This window comes from Ensifer sp. ENS11, assembly GCF_014851895.1.
In the GTDB taxonomy this organism is placed as follows: domain Bacteria; phylum Pseudomonadota; class Alphaproteobacteria; order Rhizobiales; family Rhizobiaceae; genus Ensifer; species Ensifer canadensis.
The window spans coordinates 30,596-51,913 of the sequence record NZ_JACVAN010000021.1; the positions used below are offsets into that span (position 1 = coordinate 30,596).

A 21,318-nucleotide genomic window follows, 5' to 3' on the forward strand; every position below is an offset into this window, starting at 1 on the left:
TGGCGATGCGTCGGTGCGGCTATCCCAATGATCAGCTGTTCATTTTTCGCCACCATGGAATTCTGGCTGACGACGGCATTGCAGCAAAATTCGCGAGCTGCCCATTGCCGGGAGGGCGTTTGAGCCGTCCCGCCGGGCAGTGAGGCGAGAGGGACAGGAGGCGAACGATGGCTGAGTTCCGATTTTTCGGCGCAGAAGATTCGGCGGTGAAGTCCGGGCGCGTGACGGGCCGCTCGCAGGAAACCGTGCACTACGACCCGGAGCACTCGGTTCATGCCGTCGTTCACCGGCACGCCCAGGCGGCTCCGCAGGCGACGGCAATCGTCTTCGACGACCACTCGATCAGCTATGGCGAGCTTGAGCTGATGTCCGATGCGCTTGCCACCTATCTGATCGATGCGGGCGTCACGAAGGGCGATATCGTCTGCCTCTTCGTCCCACGCTCCCTCGAAACGATCGTCGCCATGCTGGCCACCCTCAAGGTCGGCGCCGCCTATCTGCCGCTCGATACGACTTTTCCCGTCGATCATCTCGACTATGTCATCGGCGACTGCGAGCCCAAGGTGGTCTTCGTCGATACCTGCTCGCTTGCCACGATGCGCCTTGTGCCGAGCGTCAAGGGCACGATCGCCGATCTTCACGCGATCGTCGCCGATCTCGCGCAGCAAGCCGAGAGGAAGCCGTTCGAGCCAGTACCCTGCGAAGGCGGCGACATGGCATACGTCATGTACACGTCGGGTTCGACCGGTCGACCCAAGGGCGTCTCCATTCCGCATCGTGGCATTACCCGGCTCGCGCTCGATCAGAATTACGTGCAGATCGGCAGTGCCGACGTGATGCTGCACGCGGCAACAATCGCTTTCGATGCCTCCACGTTCGAGATTTGGACGACATTGACGAACGGTGGGACCATCGCCGGGTTGCCGGACGGAAATTTCTCGGTCGGCCGGCTTAGGGATGTCATCCGTGACAACGGCGTTACCTCCTCCTTGCTGACCACCGGCCTGTTCAACCTGCTCGCCGATTTCTCCTGCGGCGAACTGCCGACGTTGCGGCATATGATGTTCGGCGGCGAAGTCGCCTCTGCCGAGCACATCAAACGCTTTCAGAAGGCGCATCCGGACTGCCGACTGACAAACCTCTATGGGCCAACGGAAATCACTGTTCTGGCCACCGCCTTCGACATCCCCGCGGGGTTCGACGGCAAGGACGTGCCGATCGGCGGCGCCGTCAGCCACACCGGTATACTGATCGTCGACGAGGACCGTCGCCCGGTCGGGCGCGGCATAGAGGGAGAGCTTGTCCTCACCGGCGAGGGCGTCGCCATCGGCTATTTCCGACGCCCCGAGCTGACGGCAGAACGGTTCATCACCATCCGCACCGAACAGGGAGACGTGCGCGGCTATCTGACAGGCGATCTCGCGGTGCTCAGCGACGACGGCATCCTGCTTTTCCGGGGCAGGCGTGACCGGCAGATCAAGCTGAATGGCAAGCGCATCGAGCTTGACGAGATCGAGGCCGCCTTGCGTCGCGATCCGCGGCTCGCCGACGGTGTCGTCATCTGCCAGAATCTGGATCAGTCGCACAAGCGCATCGTTGGTTACCTGTGCCCACGTGAGGGCACCCGCGCAGACGACGCCGAGCTGATCCGCGACGTGATGGAGAGACTGCGCAACAGCCTGCCCGCCTACATGATCCCGAGCGCGGTGATCGTGCTTGACGAATTGCCATTGCATCAATCGGGCAAGGTCGACCGCGCCAGGCTTCCGCTGCCGGTGGATGCGTTGCCGGCCGAGAACGCGCCAGTCGCCAGTCGGACCGAGGCACTCTTGCAAGACCTCTGGCGCAACGTGCTCAGCCAGCAGGCCGTAGAGCTTGATCGCAATTTCTTCGATCTCGGCGGCACGTCGCTGCAGCTGATGCGGGTGCATGCGGCGCTGGAGGTCAACCTCAGCCGGTCGATCGATGTCGTTGCCCTGTTCAAGCACCCGACCATTCACGAGTTGGCGGACTTCCTCGATGGAAAGTCGTCGGCCAGTGCCCGAGCGATGACGGCGGCCGAACGTGCGGCGCTGCAAAAGAAGAACATCTCCCACTTCCGCAGGAGCGCTTCATGACCGTTTTCAACGATGCAGACGACGCCCGCGGCTCGGATCGCAATGACCAGGACGTGACCGGCATTGCGATCATCGGCATGTCCGGTCGGTTCCCGGGCGCTCCGTCGGTGGAGGCGCTTTGGGATCTCGTCTGTGAGGGGCGGGATGCCTTTTTGAAACTGAGGCCGGACGAGATCGAAGACGCATTCACTGACGAGGAACGTGCTGCCGCAAACTACGTTCCAGCCCGGCCGCAGCTCCCGGATGTCGACATGTTCGACGCCGAGTTCTTCGGCATGTTCCCGCGGGAAGCGGCGGTCACCGATCCGCAGCACCGCGTCTTTCTCGAGGTCTGCTGGGAAGCGCTCGAGCGGGCCGGGTACGATCCTCACCGCTATCCCGGCCTGGTCGGCGTCTTCGCAGGCGCCTCGATGCCCACCTATCTCATCAACAATGTCCTGGGTGAGCGGGCGAAGGTCGAGGAGTTCACCTCCAACTACCAGATCGGTTGCTTCCAGCAGATCGTCGGTTCAGTGACGGACGTTCTAGCGACCCGCATCGCCTATAAGTTCAACCTGCGCGGACCGGCGATCGCCATCCAGTCGGCCTGCTCAACGTCGCTGCTGGCCGTGTCGCAGGCCTGCCAGAACCTGCTGACCTACAGCTGCGACATGGCCCTTGCCGGTGGTGTATCGATCACGATCCCGCAACGGCGTGGCTATATCTACCAGGAGGGCGGCATGGTTTCGCCCGATGGCGTCTGCCGGCCGTTCGACGAACAGGCGGCTGGAACGGTTTTCGGCAGCGGCGCGGGCATCGTGCTGTTGAAGCGGTTGGAAGACGCGCTGAGGGATGGCGACAGGATCTTCGCGGTCATTCGCGGCTACGGCATCAACAACGACGGTTCGGACAAGATCGGGTTTACCGCGCCAAGCGTCGAGGGGCAGGCGGACGCGATTTCGTCTGCTCTGGCAAACGCGGGGGTCGATCCTTCGACAATCGGTTATGTCGAATGCCACGGCACCGCGACCCCGCTTGGTGACCCGATCGAGTTCGGCGGATTGCGCAGCGCCTTTGCCGAGGCAGGCGACAAGCGGCAGCTTTGTGCCCTGGGCTCGGTCAAGGGCAATGTCGGTCACCTCGATGCCGCTGCCGGCGTCAGCGGGCTGATCAAGACTGCGCTGGCGCTCTATCACGCCAAGATACCGGGAATGGCGAATTATCAGCGGCCGAACCCGCGCATCAATCTCGACGACAGTCCCTTCTATATTCCCGCCAGCACCACCGACTGGCCGGCCACCGAAGGTCCGCGCCGCGCCGGCGTCAGCTCGTTCGGCGTCGGCGGCACCAATGTGCATCTCGTGCTGGAGCAGGCGCCCGCGTCGCAGGGCAATGTCGACGACGTGGCGCGGGGGCCTCACATTCTGCCGCTGTCTGCCCGCAACGAGGCAGCACTTGCGGCCATGCGGGCGAACCTGCGCGATCACCTGCAGGCGAACCCTGCTTTGCCACTGTCGCAGGTCGCGCACACGCTGCAGACCGGTCGGCGCGCTTTCAGCCATCGCACCGCCATAGCTGCCAACGATATCGAGCAGGCGATTGAGCGCCTCGGCAGCGAGCGCGTAGCAAGTGGCGTTGCCACCGAAAGGCCGCCGATCGCCTTCATGTTCCCCGGCCAGGGCTCGCAATATGTCGGCATGGGCGCGGCACTCTACAGCCGCGAACCGGAATTCACCCGCTGGATTGACAGGGGCACGGAGCTGCTCCGGGCACCTTTAAAAACCGACTTGCGCGATTTCATCTGCCACAGCGGCACGGTGAGCCAGGCCATGGCCGACGAACAGCGCGAGACGCGCATCGCGCAGCCGTGCCTCTATCTCGTCGAATATGCGCTCGCGCGGTTATGGATGAGCCGCGGCTTGAAACCCGATGTCATGATCGGTCACAGCGTTGGCGAATTCGTCGCCGCGACGCTTGCCAACGTCATTTCCTTCGAGGACGGATTGCGGCTCGTGACCGCGCGCGGCCGCTTGATGCAGTCGCAGCCCCAGGGCGCGATGGTTTCCGTGCGGGCGGATGTGGAGACAGTCTCAGCCTATCTTGGCGACGAGGTCGAAATCGCTGCGGTCAACGCCCCGAAACTCTGCGTGATCTCCGGAACCTTCGCTGCCGTCGATGCTGCGTGCGCTGCGATGGAGCGCGCCGGCATCGCCTTCAGCCGGCTTCACACCTCGCATGCGTTTCATTCCGCCATGATGGACGGCGTTACCGAAGCCCTGCGCGAAGAGACGGCAAAGGTCACCTACGGCACTGCCATAACGCCGTATATCTCGTGCGTCACCGGCCAATGGCAGACGATCGAACAGGGCATGTCGCCTGACTACTGGGCGAAGCATTGCCGCGCCGCCGTCCGGTTTTCCGACGGGTTGGCGACCCTTTGCGACGGGCGCAAGCCCGTCCTGCTGGAGGTCGGCCCCGGTCGCACCCTGTCGGTCTTTGCGGCCCAGACGCTCAGCCGCGATGCGGTCACTGCCGTCGTCCAGTCGCTGCCGGAACATGATCGCGCGCATGCCGCCGGTGAAACCCTCGCCGAGGCCCACGGCAAGCTCTGGATGTCGGGCTGCGACCTCAACTGGCCGACGTCGTCCGCGAGCAAAACCCCGCTCATTCTGCCGACCTATCCGTTCCAGCGGCAGCGCCACTGGATTGACGCTCCTGCCTCCGCACGGCGCGGCGAAGGCCGGCCGGCATCGTCGGCCGAGCAGCTCCCTGCCGCCGAGCCATCTTCCACCGACACTCAAGCGCAACCGTTTGACGGGATCAAAATCATGAATGTTGCCACACCAGTTGCTGCTGCCAGCCGTATCCCTGCCTTGCAAACCTCCCTCATCACCCTGCTCAGCGACATGTCGGGGGAGGCGCTCGGACCGGGCGAGGCGGGTGCGACATTCTTGGAGCTCGGCTTTGACTCGCTCTTCATCGGCCAGTTCGCGCAAAGGATCGAGAAAGACTACAAGATCAAGCTCTCGTTCCGGGAGCTGCTGAGCAACATTCCCAGCATCCAGGATCTGGCCGCGCATCTCGACCGGCAGCTGCCGCCCGAGCCGCAGCAGGCGCCGGCATCCGCACCGGTGGCCCTGCCGTCGCTCGCAGTCGCCGCGGCGCCCGCCGTCGCAGCGCAGGCGGCCCTGCCGCTTACCGTTGCCCCCGTCACCACAGCCGCGACTGTTGCCGGCATCGAGTCCGTCCTCCAGTCGCAATTGCAGATGCTGCAGACGATCGTTACGCAGCAGTTGCAGGTGCTCCAGGCGACAGGTTCCGTCGCAGCCCCTTCCGCACAGTCGACCATTGTTGCGGCGGCGATCGCCCCTCCGATCGCGACGATTGAGCCGCAGCTGGTATCGAAGATTGAGGTCGATCGCACCGCCGATGGCGAAATCGGAGCGGAGCGCATCAAGCTCTACCGTCCCGGCGCCAAGAGCCTTTCGACCGAGATGACCCCACAGAAGCAGGCGTTCGTCGCCGACTTGATCGCCGCCTACGAGGCACGGAACGGGAAATCGAAGAGCTTCACCGGCCAGAACCGGAAGTGGCTCGCCGATCCGCGCACCGCTGCCGGTTTCCGCCAGGACTGGAAGGAGATGGTCTTCCCCGTCGTTTCCGATCGTTCGAAGGGATCGCGCATCTGGGACGTCGACGGCAATGAATATATCGATCTGGTCAACGGCATGGGTCAGACGGCCTTCGGCCATGCGCCGGATTTCGTCGTCGAGGCGGTGAAGGCGCAGGCCGACGCCGGATTTGCCATCGGCCCGCAGACGCCGCTTGCCGGCGAAGTCGCGGAACTGATCGCAGAGATGACCGGGCACGAACGCGTGACCTTCTGCAACACCGGCTCGGAGGCCGTCATGGCGGCCATGCGGGTGGCGCGCACGGTGACCGGCCGGGATCGGATCGTGATTTTCGGCAACGACTATCACGGGCAGTTCGACGAGGTGCTGGTCAAGGGCCGGAACCGGGCTGGTGCGCCGGTCGCGATACCGGTCGCCGCCGGCATCCCTGCCGCCTCCGTCGCCAACATGACGGTTCTTCGCTACGGCGATCCGGAAAGTCTTGACTGGATCAAGGCCAATGCCGGCGATATCGCCGCGGTGATCATCGAGCCGGTCCAGAGCCGTCATCCGGAATTACGGCCGGTCGAGTTTGTGCGCGAGCTGCGTGCTATTGCCACGAAATCCGAATTCGCGCTGGTTTTCGACGAGGTCGTCACCGGCTTCCGCGTCGATCCCGGTGGCATGCAGGCCGTCTGGGGCATCAAGGGCGACATGGCGACCTATGGCAAGGTCATCGGCGGCGGCATGCCGATCGGCGTGCTGGTGGGCGACAGCCGCTTCATGGATGCACTCGACGGCGGATGCTGGAATTATGGCGACGATAGCGTTCCGATGACCGCGCCGACCTTCTTTGCCGGGACCTTCGTGCGCCATCCGCTCGTGCTTGCGGCGGCGCGGGCCGTTCTTCAGCACATCAGGGGCGAGGGCGCCGCACTCTATGGCGCCGTCGCCGATCGCACGCAGGCTCTGGTCGCCGAGATCAATGCGGATCTCGCCCGGCGCGGTATCGCCAAGACCATCAACAGCTACAAGAGCTGGTTCTTTGCCGACTTCGGCAGCGACGATCCGCTGGGCTCGCTCCTCTATGCCAAGATGCGCATGCAGGGTATTCATATCCAGGACGGCTATCCCTGCTTCCTGACGACCGCCCACAGCGAGGCGGATTTCCAGGCGATCGCTGCCGCCTTCCGCACCAGTCTTGATGCGTTCCAATCGGTCGGCATCCTCGGCACGCAACGCCAGGCAGAGGATATCGCGCCGGAGCCTGCTGATGTGGCAACTGCCCGACCGTCAACGGCGCCGCTGACGGAAGCGCAAAAGGAAATCTGGTTGGCCGCCCAGGTCGGCGATGAAGCCTCCTGCTCCTTCAACGAGTCCTTCACGATGGTTCTGGACGGGCCGCTGGATCGCGAACGCTTGGGCCGGGCGCTTGATGCCGTAGTCGCACGCCATGATGCGCTGCAGATCCGGTTCGGCCGGGCGGGGGATCATTTCGAGTTCATTCCCGATTTCGTGCTCGATGTCGCCGATATCGACCTTGCCGGCGAGAACGATGCCGAGGCGCTGTTGCAGCAATTGATCGACGAAGATGCGCGCACTCCCTTCGATCTTGCCGATGGGCCACTCGTTCGGGCTTCCATCGTCAGGATGACTCCCGACAGTCACCGCCTGGTCTTCACCGCACACCACATCATCTGCGATGGCTGGTCGATCAATGTGCTGATCGAAGAGCTTGCCGCGACCTATTCCGCCTTGATGCGCAACGCCGAGGCCGGGCTCACGACGCCGCTCTCCTTTGCCACCTACGCGACCGATCTTGCTCCCAATGCGGATATATCGAACGCGACCGAACAATTCTGGCTCGACCAATACAAGGACGTCCCCGATCTGCCGGAAATGCCGCTGGACCGGCCGCGGTCGGATCGCCGCAGCTTTGCCGGCGGCACCGTCACCGGAAGCATCGAGGCGGAAACCTACAAAGCCCTGAAGAAGGCAGGTGCAAAGTCCGGCGCGACCTTGTTTTCGACGTTGCTGGCGGCGCTGCAAATCATGATCTCCCGCCTCTCCGGACAGGACGACATCGTCGTCGCCGTGCCTTCGGCCGGGCAGAGCCTGCTCGACGGCCAGACGCTCGTCGGCCATTGCGTCAACCTCCTGCCGCTTCGCCAGACGGTCTCGTCGGACAAGCGCTTCGACGAGCATCTCAAGGCGACGCAGCAGCTTGTGCTCGGTGCGTTCGAGCACCAGGATTACACCTACGGCACGCTCGTCCGTAAGCTCGGCGTCAAGCGTGACACGCACCGCTTGCCGCTGACCGAGATCCAGTTCAACCTCGAGCGGGTTCCTGACAATCTGGAGTTCGGCGGGCTGCAGACGAAGATCGCGTCGAACGCCAAGGCCTTCTCCAACTTCGATATGTTCTTCAACCTGACCGAAAGCCCCAACGGCGTTCGCATCGATGTCGACTACAATGCCGAGGTCTTCGAGCGCAGCACGATCGAGCGCTGGATCGGCCATTTCGCGACACTGGTTGCGGCGCTGGCAGCCGACATCACCCGGCCGATCCACGATCTGCCGCTCCTGTCTGCGGCCGAACAGGCCTGGCTTGCCGAGGGCCTCAACGACATGGCCGCCGACTACGATCGCGACGCATTCGTCTTCTCGCTGTTTGCCCAAAAGGCGGCCGAGCAGCCTTCCGCGATTGCCGTCGAACTCGACGGCAAGACGATGACCTATGGCGAGCTTGAAGGGCGATCCAACCAGTTGGCTTGCCAAATCCAGAAGACCGTCCCGGAGCCGGGCCAGCGCATCGCCCTTCTCGCCGAACGGTCGCTTGAAATGGTGATCGCCCTGCTGGCGATCATGAAATCGGGACATGCCTATGTGCCGCTCGACCCTGCCCATCCTGAGACCCGCCTGTCGCAAACCCTTGAGGTTGCGCGCGTTGCCGGCATGATCTGCGATAGCGACCGGGCAGAGGGACTGGCCGGCAAGGACGTCGCGATCATCCGCATCGATAGCGACGTCGACACAACCGGCGCGGCAACTGCACTGCCGAAGGTCCCCACGGACGCGGCGACGCCGGCCTACATCATCTTCACGTCGGGATCGACCGGCGCACCGAAGGGGGTCGAAGTCTCCCATCGCGCCCTGGTCAACTTCCTCACGTCGATGGCGCGGGAGCCGGGGCTTGACGATCGCGATACGATCGTCGCGGTGACGACGATCTCCTTCGACATAGCCGGCCTTGAACTCTACCTGCCGCTGATCACAGGTGCGAAGGTGGTGCTTGCCGGCCGGCACACGGTGCGCGACGGTTTTGCTCTGGTGCGGCTCGTCGAAAGCTGCGGTGCGACCGTGCTCCAGGCGACGCCGACACTCTGGCAGATGCTGGTCGAAGCCGGCCTCAGCCGCTCGAACCTCAAGATGCTGTGCGGCGGCGAGCCGCTTCCCAAGGCGCTCGCTTCTTCATTGCTCGGCCTCGGAAGCGAGCTGTGGAACATGTACGGCCCGACCGAGACGACGATCTGGTCGTCGGTGCAACGGATCGAGGATGGCGAAAAGCCGATCACCATCGGCCATCCCATCGCCAACACGCAGCTCCTCATCCTCGACAAGGCCAACCGCGTTGCCGCCATCGGCGTCACGGGTGAACTGCATATCGGCGGCGAGGGCCTTGCCAACGGCTACTTCGCCCGCCCTGATCTGACCGAGAAGGCCTTCGCCGATATCGACATCGGCACGGGAACGGTTCAGCGTCTTTACAAGACCGGCGACGTCGGTCGGCGGCTCGCGGATGGTTCGCTACAATTGCTCGGCCGGCGCGACCAGCAGATCAAGCTGCGCGGTTTCCGCATCGAGCTTGGCGATATCGAGGCTGCCATCTCCAGCGCCGCCGGCGTTCGCCAATGCGCCGTCGTCGCCGCCCCGAACAGCAATGGCGACAAGCAGCTGGTGTGCTATGTCATCCCGGAAGACCTGAGCAGCAAACCCTCGGCATCCGCGCTTGCCGCCCATGCGGAGGCCAACCTGCCGGCGCATATGGTCCCCGGTTTCTGGGTGCTTGAGGAGGCTCTCCCCCAGACGGCCAACGGCAAGCTCGACCGCAAGACGCTTGAACAGCGTGGTTTGCCGCAACGCGAGACCACGGCCATCAGGGTGCCGCCGCGCACCGCCATGGAAACGCAGCTTTGCGAGATCTGGCGCGAGGTTCTGAACGCGCAGGAGATCGGCGTCGAGGACAACCTCTACGCGCTCGGCGCGGATTCGCTGATCATCTTCCGCATCGCCGCCCGCATGCTCGACAGCGGTCTGCGCCTGGAGGCCAAACATCTGATGATGCATCCCTCCATCGCAGAACTCGCCACCTTTGCCGAGACACGCGACGACATCGATCCGAACGGCACCCAGCCGCAGGTCCCTTCGCTGAGAGATTTCCGCAATGGCGCGCGGCGCCGGTTTGAGCAGGTATCAAGAGTATGAAAGAGACAAGCAACACTGCACCTGTCGCCGAACCCACCGTGATTGCGGAGTTCCCCTGTTCCCAGACCCAGTTGCGCTGCTGGATCCTCGACCAGCTGAAGCCAGGCAATCCGGCGCTCAACGTCGCAGTCCGATGGGAGATCCGAGGCGCATTCCGATCCTCGACGTTGGAGGCCGCCTTTCGTACAGTCATCCAGCGTCATGAGGCCCTTCGCACCCGGTTCGTCGAAGTCGGCGGTAGGCCCTGCCAGCAGGTGGTCGACCAAGTCGACTTCAGGATGTCGGTCATCGACCTGCGAAACGTACCTGCCGATCAGCGCGATCAGCGTATCCTCTCGATCGGTGAGGAGACCGCGCGCGCGCCGTTCGACCTCAGCAGTCCCTACCTCTTCCGCGTTTCGCTGCTGATGGTAGAGAACGAGCGGGGCTTTCTACTGATCACCGCCCACCAGAGCTGCTTTGATGGCTGGTCGATCCGCGTGCTTGGCCGCGAGGTCGGCGAGATCGCGGCGGCGCTTGATGCCGGCCGGCAGCCGGCTGTTCCGGACCTGCCGTTGCAATACGGCGATTTCTCGCTGTGGCAGCAGGAGTATCTGAACAGCTACGGTTTCGAGACCGAGAAGTCATTCTGGCGCGAACAGCTGACCGGAGCGCCCTATTTCGAAGTTATTCCCGACACGCCGCGCGGACCGGTCAAGACCAGCCGCGGCAATATCCTGTCCGTCAACAACCCGAGCGAGTTCAGCGAGCGGATCGACGCCGCCGCCCGCGCGCATAGGGTCTCGCTCTACAGTTTCGGGGCTGCCGTCGTCAGCGCGTTGCTGCACCGCTATACCGGACATGACACCGTCATGTTCGGCTCACAGGTCGCCGGGCGCGACGAGACGGATCTGGAGAACCTTATCGGGGTCTTCATCAACAATGTTGTTCTGCGGTTCGACATGGCCGGTGACATTTCCTTTGCCGAGCATGTGCGTTTAGCAACCGCAACGGTGACGGCTGCCCTCAACCATCACAGAATGCCGTTCAACAAACTGGTCGAACTGGTCAATCCGGTGCGCGATCCCTCGCGCAACCCGCTGATCTCGGTCAACTTCAACCTGCAGAAGGCGTTCCTGGAAGACCATCAGTATGGAGGTTTCGAGCTGCTCAGCGCGCCGTCGCAATCGCCGGGTGTCATCTACGATCTGAGCTTCATCATGATCGGCAGGCCGAGCGGATGGCGCATGTCGATCGAATACAATGCCGACCTGTTTGAAAAGTCGACGATCGAATCTCTTCTGCGGCTTTGGCAGGAGGCCTATGAAGCGGCGCTGGAACGGCCCTCGGCGCCCCTTTCCTCACTGGTCATCCCTCCGAGGGAGATCAAGGCGCTGCGAGTGGAGACGGGGCCGGCAACGGCGATCGAACTGATGCTTGCGGCCCATCCATCCGTCGGTTCGGCCGTGGTGCTGGTCGAAGGCGATGGCAAGCGCGTGCATGCTTTCGTCACGCCGGCGCCGACGATCACCGAACCGCTCGATCGCCTGCCTGATGGCCTGATGGAGTATCTGAGCCGGCAGCTTTCGCAATCCGCGATGCCGGGTGGTGTCAGCGTGCTTCTCAATTTTCCGCGCGATGCCAGCGGCACCATCGATCGAACCGCGTTGCGGATACCGGCGCCGCCGACCATCCTCGCCAAGGCTGTGGCCGATCGCGTTGAGCCAACAGATGTCTCGGCACCAGTACCGGCGGCGCGAACCGACCAGACCAAGGCTCTTGCTGCGATATGGGCAGAGGTGCTCGGCGTTCCGACGGTCGCGCCCGGCGACAACTTCTTCGCGCTCGGCGGTCACTCGCTGCTGGCTTTGCGCATGCTCTCCGGCGCCAGATCGAAGCTTGGGGCAAAGGCCGACCTGGAGCTGCTCTTCAAGCAGCCGACATTCGGGGGCTTTTCCACTGCGCTGTTTGGCGAAGCGCAGCCGACCGGTACCGATCTGGAATCCGCAAGCGCCAATCCCTGGAGCGTGGGGGCCTGCGGGCGCACCGATGCGCCCTATACGCTCTACACGCTCAATCATCCGTTCCTCTACTACCGGCTTGCGACCGATCTTGGCGATACCGTCTCGGTCTATAACGCCAACATGTTCCATGCGGACCTCACCGGCGATCTCGCCTCCATGTCGCTTGAAGAGATCGCCGGGCATGCCGTCGACAGTATGGGCGCAGATATTCTGAAAGGCCCGGTCGGCGTGATGGGGCTCTGCGTCAATGGCGTGCTGGCGGTCGAAATTGCCCGCCAGCTGCGCGAGCGCGGCGCCGATCTTCGCTTCACGGCCGTCATCGATGCCTGGGCACCGGGCTATGTCAAGTCGCAGCCCCGGCTTCGGCGCCTTCGCTGGAACAGCGAGCGCCGGGTGAAGCGCGTCGGCTACTTCACGCGCAAGCTCTTTTCCGGCCGCATCAGCTTCGTCGACTATCTCAGGGAGTTCAACTTCACGCTTGCCCTGCTCAAACATCTGGGCCTGCGGGCGGGGACCTATTCCCAGGAAGAAGCAGTCAATGCCGACGTTACCGACCTGCTGGTCAATGCGGCCCGTCGCTATCGTCCGCCACCGACGAATGAAAAGTCGGTGCTTTTGTTCCGCAGTGAAGCCACCCATCGCCGTGCGCGCAAGCTGCTCTTCGGCTGGGGTGGTGCAATCACCCCGGACAGCGAGGTTTTCGACCTCGAGGGTTGGCACGAGGATAGCCTCAACAGCAACAGCATTCAGGCCCTGGCGACCATCGTCATCAACAGGTTCCGCTCCGACGAGCGCTGAACACGACGTGCGAAGGCAACATCCATGCGTGTCACAAGCCTACCATTGCGCATCGCCGTCCTGGTCGAACAGAACGAGCACTTCGAGAATTGGCAACTGATGGTCTTCGATCGGATCGTGGCCGATCCGCGATACGCGCTGACCGCCTTGCTCGTTCATCCGGCACCCTATGGGGTCGGCAGGAGCTCCATCTTCTTCAAGCTCGCCCATCGGCTCGAGCAGGCGGCGTTCGGCCGCCAGGCGGTATATAACCCCTGCAACTTCGATGCGCGCAAGCAGCGTATCGTGCCTTTGGCATCGGCGCAGCCTGGGGCCGTCCAGGCGCAGGTGGCAGAGCTCGGTCTCGATCTGGTGGTCCGCATGACGCCGAACGGTCTGCCCGACGACGCCGTGCGCGAGCTGCCCTATGGCGAATGGGCGCTCTCCTTTTCCGACCAGAAGTCGGGAGCGGGCGAATGGTTCAGCTATCTCGAAGTGGCCAGCGGTGCGCCGGCCGTGGACCTTTCGCTCTACGTTCGGCTCGGGGCTTCAGCCTCGTCCGTTGCCATCGCCTTGTCCTCCTTCAACATCAAGTTCAGCGCGGTCAGGAACATCAACTTCGTCAAGGAGCGCGCCGCCACCCTGCTGCTGCGCGAACTCTCGCGACTGGCCGATACCGGGGAGCTTATCACCACGCCTCTGCCGGCGCGCCGGCAAGCCGCGCCGCCGTCGATTGACGAGTTGGGCCGGTATCTCGGCATCCTCAGCGGCCAGCTCGTCGCGCGCGCGAAGAAGGCTTTGCAGCACAAGGCCGGCACGGGGTCGGCCGTCTGGACGCTCTTTACCGGCAGCGGCCGCATCGACGATTTCGAGCCCGGCGTTTCCGTCGAAATCCCGCCGACGTCAACGGACATCAAGGCGGATCCGTTTCTGCTTCAGCATGAAGGCGAGTGCTACCTGTTCTACGAGGCCTATGCCGATGGCGACCGCAAGGCGCATATCGCAGTCGGCCGCTTTGACGGCGATCGACTTGAGCCGGTGGGTGTCGCGCTGAACTGCGACTACCACCTGTCCTACCCGTTCGTCTTCCGCGACGGCGACGACATCTTCATGATGCCCGAGACGCATCAGTCCAGGCGCATCGAGATTTGGCGCTGCGTCGAGTTTCCGCTGAAGTGGGAGCTGCATGCGACCGCGCTCAATGGCATGTCTGCCGCAGACAGCGTGCTGACGCGCCATGACGGGCGGTGGTGGCTGTTTACGAACCTCTCCGAGTTTCACGCCTATGAGGATCACTGCAGCGAGCTTCATATCTTTGAAGTCGATGGGCCGGGGCTTGCGCGCATCACGCCGCACAAACGCAATCCGGTGGTGCTCGGCAGCACGTTTGCCCGCAATGCCGGCCGGATCTTTGCGCGCGAGGGCCGTGTCTTCCGCCCATCGCAGCACAATGCGCACGGCATCTACGGCTACGGGCTGAATATCATGGAAATCGAGCAATTGGACCTGGAGAACTACCGGGAGCGGTGCATCAGAACGATCAAGCCCGATTTCAAACCGGGATTGCTCGGCTGCCACCATTTTGACGCTGCCGGGGATCGGTATGTGCTGGATGCGCGACTGACGCTTTGAGCGCCAGGACATCGTGATCGCTATAGCGAAGATGGACGGCATTGCCGAGGGTGAGCGCTGCCAGGGTGCCAGCGAAACCAGGCGGGCTCGCGAGGTCGAAGAGGCTCCAGTTCAGCGGCGCATCTCTGTCACCATCAAGGGATTCGAGCCTTGGACGGGAGGCTGCGTCGACGGTGACGTCGAATGAGTCCAGCGGCAGCGATAGCCCGGCGCCATGAGCCTTCACGAAAGCCTCCTTGCGCGTCCAGCAGCGATAGAACGCGTTAAGATAGTCGTCGCCGGCAAAGGCCGCGAGAGCCGCGCACTCGCGCTTCGAAAAGAAATGTCCGGCAATATCCTCTTTCAGCGGCTTGATTGCTTCGACGTCGATGCCAACGGGGTAATGGTCGGAGACCGCCAGCATCGCCACATCGGCGCTGTGGCTGAGATTGAAATGCAGCAACTCCGATGCGCCGGCGATGCGCGGCTTGCCGAAGACGTTGTAGGTCAGCCCGATGCGGTGCGGCGGCAGGTGGAGGTAGTGGCCGAGCACGAGGCGCAAGCCGGCACGGCCGGCTATGAAGTGTTGGCGATGTTCCGGATAGACGAAACGGGAGGCTCGCGCCTTCTCCTCACCGCTCAGCATTGGGAACAAGCGGTCAATTTCACACGGGGCCGGATCAAGGCTCCAGCGCCAGATGTCGATGAAGTTGGGACCGATCCGATCCAAGCTAGGTCGCATAGACGAGGCTCCCCTTCGAAGCGGGTCGCTGGCGCACCATGCGTCGGGCGAAATAGGTCATGAGCGGCAAGGGATAGTTCTCGCCGAGCCCGATACGGCAGGTCCTCTTCAGGATATCGAGCGACCGCGGGCACATATCCGGCGAGTACTCGATCTTGCGGGACGCCCAGGCATAGGGGTTCATCTTCGGATTTGCCGTGCGTTGGTCCAGCACCGGCAACCAGTTGCTGTAGACGTGCCGGCTGGAATCGTAGGGCCGATACACGCCGCGCTTGTTTTCGGCAGCAAAGGCCCGCGCCTCCTCGGCGGTATCGAAGATCACGTGCAGGCCGGCAGCATGGTCCCGGTCGTTGTGCGGGCCGATGCGCATCGCATTGCTGGCCGACAGGATCTCGGCAATCGCATCGTAGCGGCGGCGCATGCGGCGGATCATCGGATCCAGCTTCTTCAACTGGACGTTCAGCATGGCACCCTGGATCTGGCTGGCCTTGAGATTGATGCCGAGCATCGGCGGCTCGTTGGCATTGTCGAGGTGGCCGCGAAACAGCGCGCCGATATCGTGATACATGCGCGCCCTGGCGAAGAGCCGGTCGTCGTCGGTGACGACGGCCCCGCCTTCGCCGATGTTCATGTTCTTGAACTGGTTGAAGCTGAAGGCCCCGGCATCACCGATCGTGCCCACCCGCACACCCTTGTAGGTCAGCCCGACCGCCTGGCAGGCATCCTCGATGACAACGAGCCCGTGCTGGCGGGCAATCTGCATGATGCTGTCCATGTCGCACACCATGTTGGCCATGTGCACGGGGACGATGGCGCGCGTGTGGGGCGTGATCTTTCGCAGGATATCTGCCGGGTCCATTGTCAATGTCTCGTCGATCTCGACGATAATGGGGACGGCGCCGACGGCCAGTGCGGCGCCGGCCGTGGCAATCCAGGTATAGGCGGGCACCAGCACCTCGTCGCCCGGGCCGATGCCGGCAGCAGCCAGAGCGGCGATCAACGCGCCCGTGCCGCTGCTGACGGTCAGCACATGGCCTGTGCCGAACTTGGCCGAGAAATCCGCCTCGAAGCGCGTGAGCGGCCCGTTGCCGTCGCCGCCGAAGCGGGCAAGCTCCCCTGACGCAAAGACCGGAGCGAGAGCCAGCCATTCCCTGATACCTACACGCGCCATACCGCACCCTCCGATCCTCGCCGGCTCCGTGTGCGCCGACCATCGGCGTCCAGGGATGAAGACAAATCGCCTGCGGGGTACCGGCCCCAATGATCAAGCCTAGTCGTGTCGCGATATCGTTTCAAAATGGACTTCCGGCCAGAGCCTGAGCAAAGTGTGCAGGCTCCAACTAGCCGAAATCAGTAGTTACCCTACTCCCCTATGCATATTGGGAGATTTCGGCGCGATAGCGCTGGTGCTACGACCTGTATGTAGCACGTGGGAGTTCTTTTCATGCCGATCCGCGATCTCCGATCAGCGCCCTCAGGCACCGAGTTTCGTCCGGATGTGGCAATCATCGGCGGTGGTCCCGTCGGGCTGACGATCGCTCGGGAATTCGCCAACAGCCGCTGCCGGGTACTGATCATCGAAAGCGGTGGCGCCGACTTCGAGGCCGCCCAGCAGACGTTGAATGCCGTCGTCAATGTCGGCGAACCCGTCGTCCGAGACGGCGTCGAAAGTCCCGGCCGCGGCTATAACGGCAGCCTCGAATGGCTGAATGACATCCCCCCTTTCGAGCTGCGCAACCGGGTGCTCGGCGGCAGCACGCATACCTGGATCGGCAAATGCGCGAGCTTCGACGAAATCGACCTGGAGCGCCGGCCCTGGCTGCCGGTCTCCGGTTGGCCGATGACGCGCGAAAGCCTGGCGCCGGGGCTTGATCGCGCGGCGCGCCTGCTCAATCTCGGACCCAATCTCTATGACGAGAGGCTCTTTGGCCGGCTGCACTCGCCGCCGGACGAACTCGGTTTCGACCGCGATCTCCTTCGCCCGTTCTTCTGGCAGTTCAGCCATGAGCGTGATCGGCACGGCGAGCCCATGCGATTTGCCAATGTGGCTGCCGAGCTGGTGGCGGCGAACATCGAGATCCTGACGCATGCCACGGTCACGGCGATCCATCTTGACGAGAGTGGCCGTCGCGTCGCATCGCTCGATCTGCGGAGCCTTGACGGAGCTTCCGCAAGTGTACGGCCCGAGACCGTCGTTCTGTGTGCCGGCGGCATCGAGAACGCCCGCCTGCTTTTGGCTTCGACATCGGTGATGTCGAGCGGTGTCGGCAATGGCAGAGGTGTCGTCGGGCGCTACCTCGCCGACCACCCCCGCTCGACGCTTCTGCAGTTCGAACGGCGGGATATCAACGCCGTGGCCCGGCACTTCAATTTCTACGGCCTGTCCGATAAGGGGGCGACCCGGTTCTATCTCCACGGTCTGCGCCTCAGTCCCGCTGTGCAGAGACGCGAAGAGCTCGTCAACTGTGCGGCCTATCCCGTGCAGATTCATTCGGCTCGTGATCCCTGGGCGGCGCTGAAGCGACTGATGCGGGGCGACCGCACGCGACTTGCGAGTGATCTTGCTGTTGTCGCGCGGTCGCCTGCCTTCCTGGCAGCAGGTACCTTCCGCCGGAAGGTGCAGAAGCGGGGAATGATGCACCGGTCCGACGCGCTGCGCTTCGATGTCATGGTCGAGCAGAAACTCGACGCGGAGAGCCGCGTCACCCTGTCTGATCAACGGGACGAGTTCGGCGTGCCGATACCGCGCGTCGACTGGAAAATCGGCCCAACAGAGGTTGAGAGCGTCAAGCGGCTCGCGTGGTCACTGGCCTCCGAATTCGTGCGCAATGGCCTTCCACAGCCGCGTCTGGTCGACTGGATAGCCGAGGACGACGATGGGAAGGCGGCGTTCACCGACATGGCGCATCCGTCCTGCACGACGCGCATGGGGAGCGATCCGACCACCAGTGTCGTCGATGCGAATTCCATGGTGCATGGAGTGGACGGGCTCTTTGTCGCCGGCAGCTCGATCTTTCCGACGCCCGGCCACGCCAATCCGACCTTGATGACGCTTGGCCTGGCGATGCGTCTTGCCGATCATCTGAAGATGCGGCTGGAAAGACGCCCGGCAGCGACGGTGACGTCTCGTGCGGTTGCGGAGGAAACGGTCGCCGTACCGGGAATTTGATGCCTATCCCTTCGCCTACAGGCCCTTGGTCGTCATTGCAGGCGGAAATAGAAACCGGCGCTTTCGCTCGGCCCCAGCTCGGGATGTGTTTCGATCACATGTGAGAGCGACGGGATGGACCAGCGGTCGACGAGGCGGTAGCCGAGTCTCTCGATGTCGCTGCGGAACACCTCTTCGTTCCGCATCTGGTAAGGCACGATGGCCGTGCCGATGCGCTCCAGCGTTACAACGGCGCCGCCTTTTCTCAGGGCCACCTTGTTGAGCAGGAGGTGGCGGGGCAGGGCGGGCATCCGCCCTAGCAGATCAGACAACTGGATATCGAGATATTGCAGCAGGCCTGAGCCGAGGAACAACGGCACAGGGCCGGCATCGACGATGCGATCGACGAAATGCAGATTGTCGAGCTCGTCCTGTTCGGCCCTGCGTCGGCCGACCTGCACGATTGCCGGCAGGTCGTAGACCACCCATCGGAAGGATCTGTCGAGCGAGAGAAGGTCGCGGAACGCCCGGTATTTGGTGCCCATGTGGCCGCCGGCATCGACGAGACCATCGATCTCGTCCATGACCTGCCGCATCCAGAAAAGCACCGGATAGTCCCAGGGGGCGACCTTGCACATCTTCTCGAAGGCGACCTGGGCGATCTCCTCATGATCATAGCCGGCAAGCCCGTTGGAGCGGGCGGCGGCGATGGCGTCTTCGAACGACGCGTAGGCGCCGGTGAAACGCTGCGGAAAAGGCGAGAGATATCGCAGGCGTCCACCGGCCACCTTCAGCGGTGTCAGGGAGCGATTGAGGCTACGCATCGCGCTGCGCAGAAGCGGGTAAGCTGTGTTCCTGATATCGCTGGTCAGCACGATGCGTCTCCCCTGGTTGTCGCGCCTGCGTCGTTCCGTCGGTTTCTCATCCGTGGCGGCCGAAGGCGAAGATCGGCCGCAGGGCGTCGCTCCATCGCTGCAGCACGGCGAGTGCTGCGACATAGATCGCCGCGCCGGCAACCACCTGCAGCGCGATCGTCGACATCTGCTTCAGCGACGACGCTTCGGCTATCCGGCCGAACAGAAAGACGGCGGCCGCCATGGCGCAGACGGCGATCGCCACCAGGCCGCAGTCGCGAAGGACGCGGTTCCAGGCAAGTTCGCCCTCGCGTGATTGAAGCCGCATGGATATGTTGAACGAGAACACCGCGGCAACGCATTGTCCCAGCGCCGTCGCAACCGCGCCGAACGGGGTTAGGAGAATGATCAAGCCGACGGAGATCGCCCCATTCAACATGACGGCCCTCGGCATCCGATGAATTTTGCCGCTCAGTGAAAGCAGCGGTTCGGTCACATAGCCGGGGATCAGAAGCGTCTGTTTCGCGGCGAGGATTGCGACGAGGATCGCCGCCGGCGCCCATTTCTCACCCAAGACGACGTCGATCAATTCTGCCGAGATCAGTGCGAGACCGAGATAGATCGGCGTCGAGATGGCCATCAGTACGGTCATGAAGGTGGTGGCTGTCGCCCCGATCGCGGCCCGGTCGACATTGCCCTTGTCCTTGCCCGCCACGCGGCCGAAGAGGATCCAGGCAAGCATCCGGGCGGGCTCGCCCATGAGCTCGGAGAAGGCGGCGACGATCCTTTCCGCCGCGCGGTAGTAGCCCGCTTCGGCCAGGCCGAGGAAGCTGCCCACCACCAGCGTGCCGGCGTAGGAGCGAAAGAACACCACGAGCCGGTTGGCGACGATATGGCGTGAGAATTCCAACACCTGCACGGCGTATGAGCGACGCAGGCGCAGACGCGGCAGCCATCGCACCAGGATCATCGACGCGGCCAGGATCGTCAGTTGTTGCGCCAACCGTCCGCAGATGAGCGCAACGATGTTCCACTGCAAGGAAAGCCCGCCGATCGCCACGAGTAGCCCGATGATCTCGGCAGCGATCCTGATGATGGATTGGCCGCGCAATCGACCTTGAGAGATGAGAATGCCGTCGTAAACTGTCGACAGCGATGCCGGCAGATACCAGGAGCTGAAAAGGGCGACCAGCAGTGCATTCCAGCCGTGACCCAGCATGAACATGGTTGCAGCGGTACACAGGCCCAGGATCGTGGCGATAAGCCCGGACAGCATCGACAGGGTCGCAAGCTGATCGATATCCGTCTTATCGGCGCCGCCTTTCATGATGAACTCGCCCCATCCACCCTCGGCGACGACGAGAACGAAGATGGCGAAGGAGGATGCGAACGCAAAGAAGCCGAACTCGGCCGCCGCCAGAACATGTGCCGCAACGATGAAAATCGACAGCTGGGCAGCCTGCGAGATGACTTTGGCGCAAAGGGCGGCAAAGCCGTCGCCGATCAGGTCGGGCAGGCGCAAGGCGCGCGGGGAGCCTGGCAACAGGCGTCGTAGTGGGAGGATTGCCGTCTCGATCCAGCGGGGCATCATTGCACCACGACTGGGAAGAAATGGCGCTGGCGGAAGGGTGGTAACGGGTCGGGCTCAACCGCTTGTGGCGCGCGTTGCGTATCGACTTTTGCGAAATTTCCCCGTTTTGCTGAAAATTCGCAACTCCTAAGGTATGGTGTGCGGTGTCGCTCTGATTCGGGTATAGCCCGTTTTGAACGACAGAGTGGGCGATGGCGTGAACGGTGGCGCCCGCAGTTCGCCTGAATTCCGTGGCCTATTGCGGCTAGGGAGAGAGCGGCGACGCAAGCGGGAGAGGGGAGCTCGCAGCAGATGTTGAGACGGATGTCGTTGGACAAAGAGGGCGCCATGACCAATCGGCCTGCATGGAACACGAAGCTGGCCATTCGCTGGTCCGTGGTCGTGCTGTGCCTTGTCTTTT

The 21,318-nt window shown here is 63.3% G+C and carries 9 protein-coding genes; 5 read left to right on the top strand and 4 right to left on the bottom strand.

Going from position 1 to position 21,318, the window contains the following annotated elements; genetic code table 11:
• The first annotated feature begins 167 nt into the window (after window positions 1-167).
• From IB264_RS27820 to IB264_RS27835, 4 genes are read left to right on the top strand one after another with little or no spacing between them, the layout of a single operon-like run.
• A complete protein-coding gene (locus tag IB264_RS27820; RefSeq protein ID WP_025428345.1) occupies window positions 168-2,117 on the top strand; it encodes a non-ribosomal peptide synthetase in 1,950 nt (649 codons plus the stop codon).
• Window positions 2,114-10,192 (top strand): hybrid non-ribosomal peptide synthetase/type I polyketide synthase, encoded by an 8,079-nt coding sequence (locus IB264_RS27825; protein WP_057207537.1) that lies wholly within the window; start codon window positions 2,114-2,116, stop codon window positions 10,190-10,192. Before IB264_RS27820 ends, IB264_RS27825 begins: the two co-directional genes overlap by 4 nt.
• A complete protein-coding gene (locus IB264_RS27830) occupies window positions 10,189-12,993 on the top strand; it encodes a condensation domain-containing protein (protein ID WP_084815185.1) in 2,805 nt (934 codons plus the stop codon). Before IB264_RS27825 ends, IB264_RS27830 begins: the two co-directional genes overlap by 4 nt.
• Window positions 12,994-13,017: 24 nt before the next feature.
• A complete protein-coding gene (locus tag IB264_RS27835) occupies window positions 13,018-14,604 on the top strand; it encodes a hypothetical protein (protein ID WP_057207539.1) in 1,587 nt (528 codons plus the stop codon).
• On the opposite strand, the gene IB264_RS27840 is transcribed toward IB264_RS27835, so the two are convergent.
• Window positions 14,525-15,325 (bottom strand): 4'-phosphopantetheinyl transferase superfamily protein, encoded by an 801-nt coding sequence (locus IB264_RS27840; protein WP_025428349.1) that lies wholly within the window; start codon window positions 15,323-15,325, stop codon window positions 14,525-14,527. The two genes, IB264_RS27835 and IB264_RS27840, sit on opposite strands and share 80 nt — an antisense overlap.
• Window positions 15,315-16,496: a DegT/DnrJ/EryC1/StrS aminotransferase family protein gene (locus IB264_RS27845; RefSeq protein WP_025428350.1), complete on the bottom strand. Its 1,182-nt coding sequence runs from the start codon at window positions 16,494-16,496 to the stop codon at window positions 15,315-15,317. The genes IB264_RS27840 and IB264_RS27845 overlap by 11 nt, the downstream gene beginning before the upstream one ends.
• A gap of 273 nt (window positions 16,497-16,769) precedes the next feature.
• On the opposite strand from IB264_RS27845, the gene IB264_RS27850 reads away from it, so the two are divergent.
• Window positions 16,770-18,494, top strand: coding sequence for an FAD-dependent oxidoreductase (locus tag IB264_RS27850; protein WP_084815186.1), 1,725 nt, complete (start codon window positions 16,770-16,772; stop codon window positions 18,492-18,494).
• 32 nt (window positions 18,495-18,526) lie between these two features.
• On the opposite strand, the gene IB264_RS27855 is transcribed toward IB264_RS27850, so the two are convergent.
• Window positions 18,527-19,348 (bottom strand): methyltransferase, TIGR04325 family, encoded by an 822-nt coding sequence (locus IB264_RS27855; protein WP_244496064.1) that lies wholly within the window; start codon window positions 19,346-19,348, stop codon window positions 18,527-18,529.
• Window positions 19,349-19,394: 46 nt separating this feature from the next.
• Entirely contained in the window at window positions 19,395-20,915 is a 1,521-nt protein-coding gene (locus IB264_RS27860; RefSeq protein WP_057207541.1) for an oligosaccharide flippase family protein, read from the bottom strand.
• Between the last annotated feature and the right edge of the window lie 403 nt (window positions 20,916-21,318).

Excerpts from the sequence above, each read along its gene's own strand:
- IB264_RS27825 (WP_057207537.1), top strand. The coding sequence starts at position 2,114 with ATGACCGTTTTCAACGATGCAGACGACGCCCGCGGCTCGGATCGCAAT.
- IB264_RS27845 (WP_025428350.1), bottom strand. The coding sequence starts at position 16,496 with ATGGCGCGTGTAGGTATCAGGGAATGGCTGGCTCTCGCTCCGGTCTTT.
- IB264_RS27830 (WP_084815185.1), top strand. The coding sequence starts at position 10,189 with ATGAAAGAGACAAGCAACACTGCACCTGTCGCCGAACCCACCGTGATT.
- IB264_RS27820 (WP_025428345.1), top strand. The coding sequence starts at position 168 with ATGGCTGAGTTCCGATTTTTCGGCGCAGAAGATTCGGCGGTGAAGTCC.
- IB264_RS27840 (WP_025428349.1), bottom strand. The coding sequence starts at position 15,325 with ATGCGACCTAGCTTGGATCGGATCGGTCCCAACTTCATCGACATCTGG.
- IB264_RS27850 (WP_084815186.1), top strand. The coding sequence starts at position 16,770 with ATGCCGATCCGCGATCTCCGATCAGCGCCCTCAGGCACCGAGTTTCGT.
- IB264_RS27860 (WP_057207541.1), bottom strand. The coding sequence starts at position 20,915 with ATGCCCCGCTGGATCGAGACGGCAATCCTCCCACTACGACGCCTGTTG.
- IB264_RS27835 (WP_057207539.1), top strand. The coding sequence starts at position 13,018 with ATGCGTGTCACAAGCCTACCATTGCGCATCGCCGTCCTGGTCGAACAG.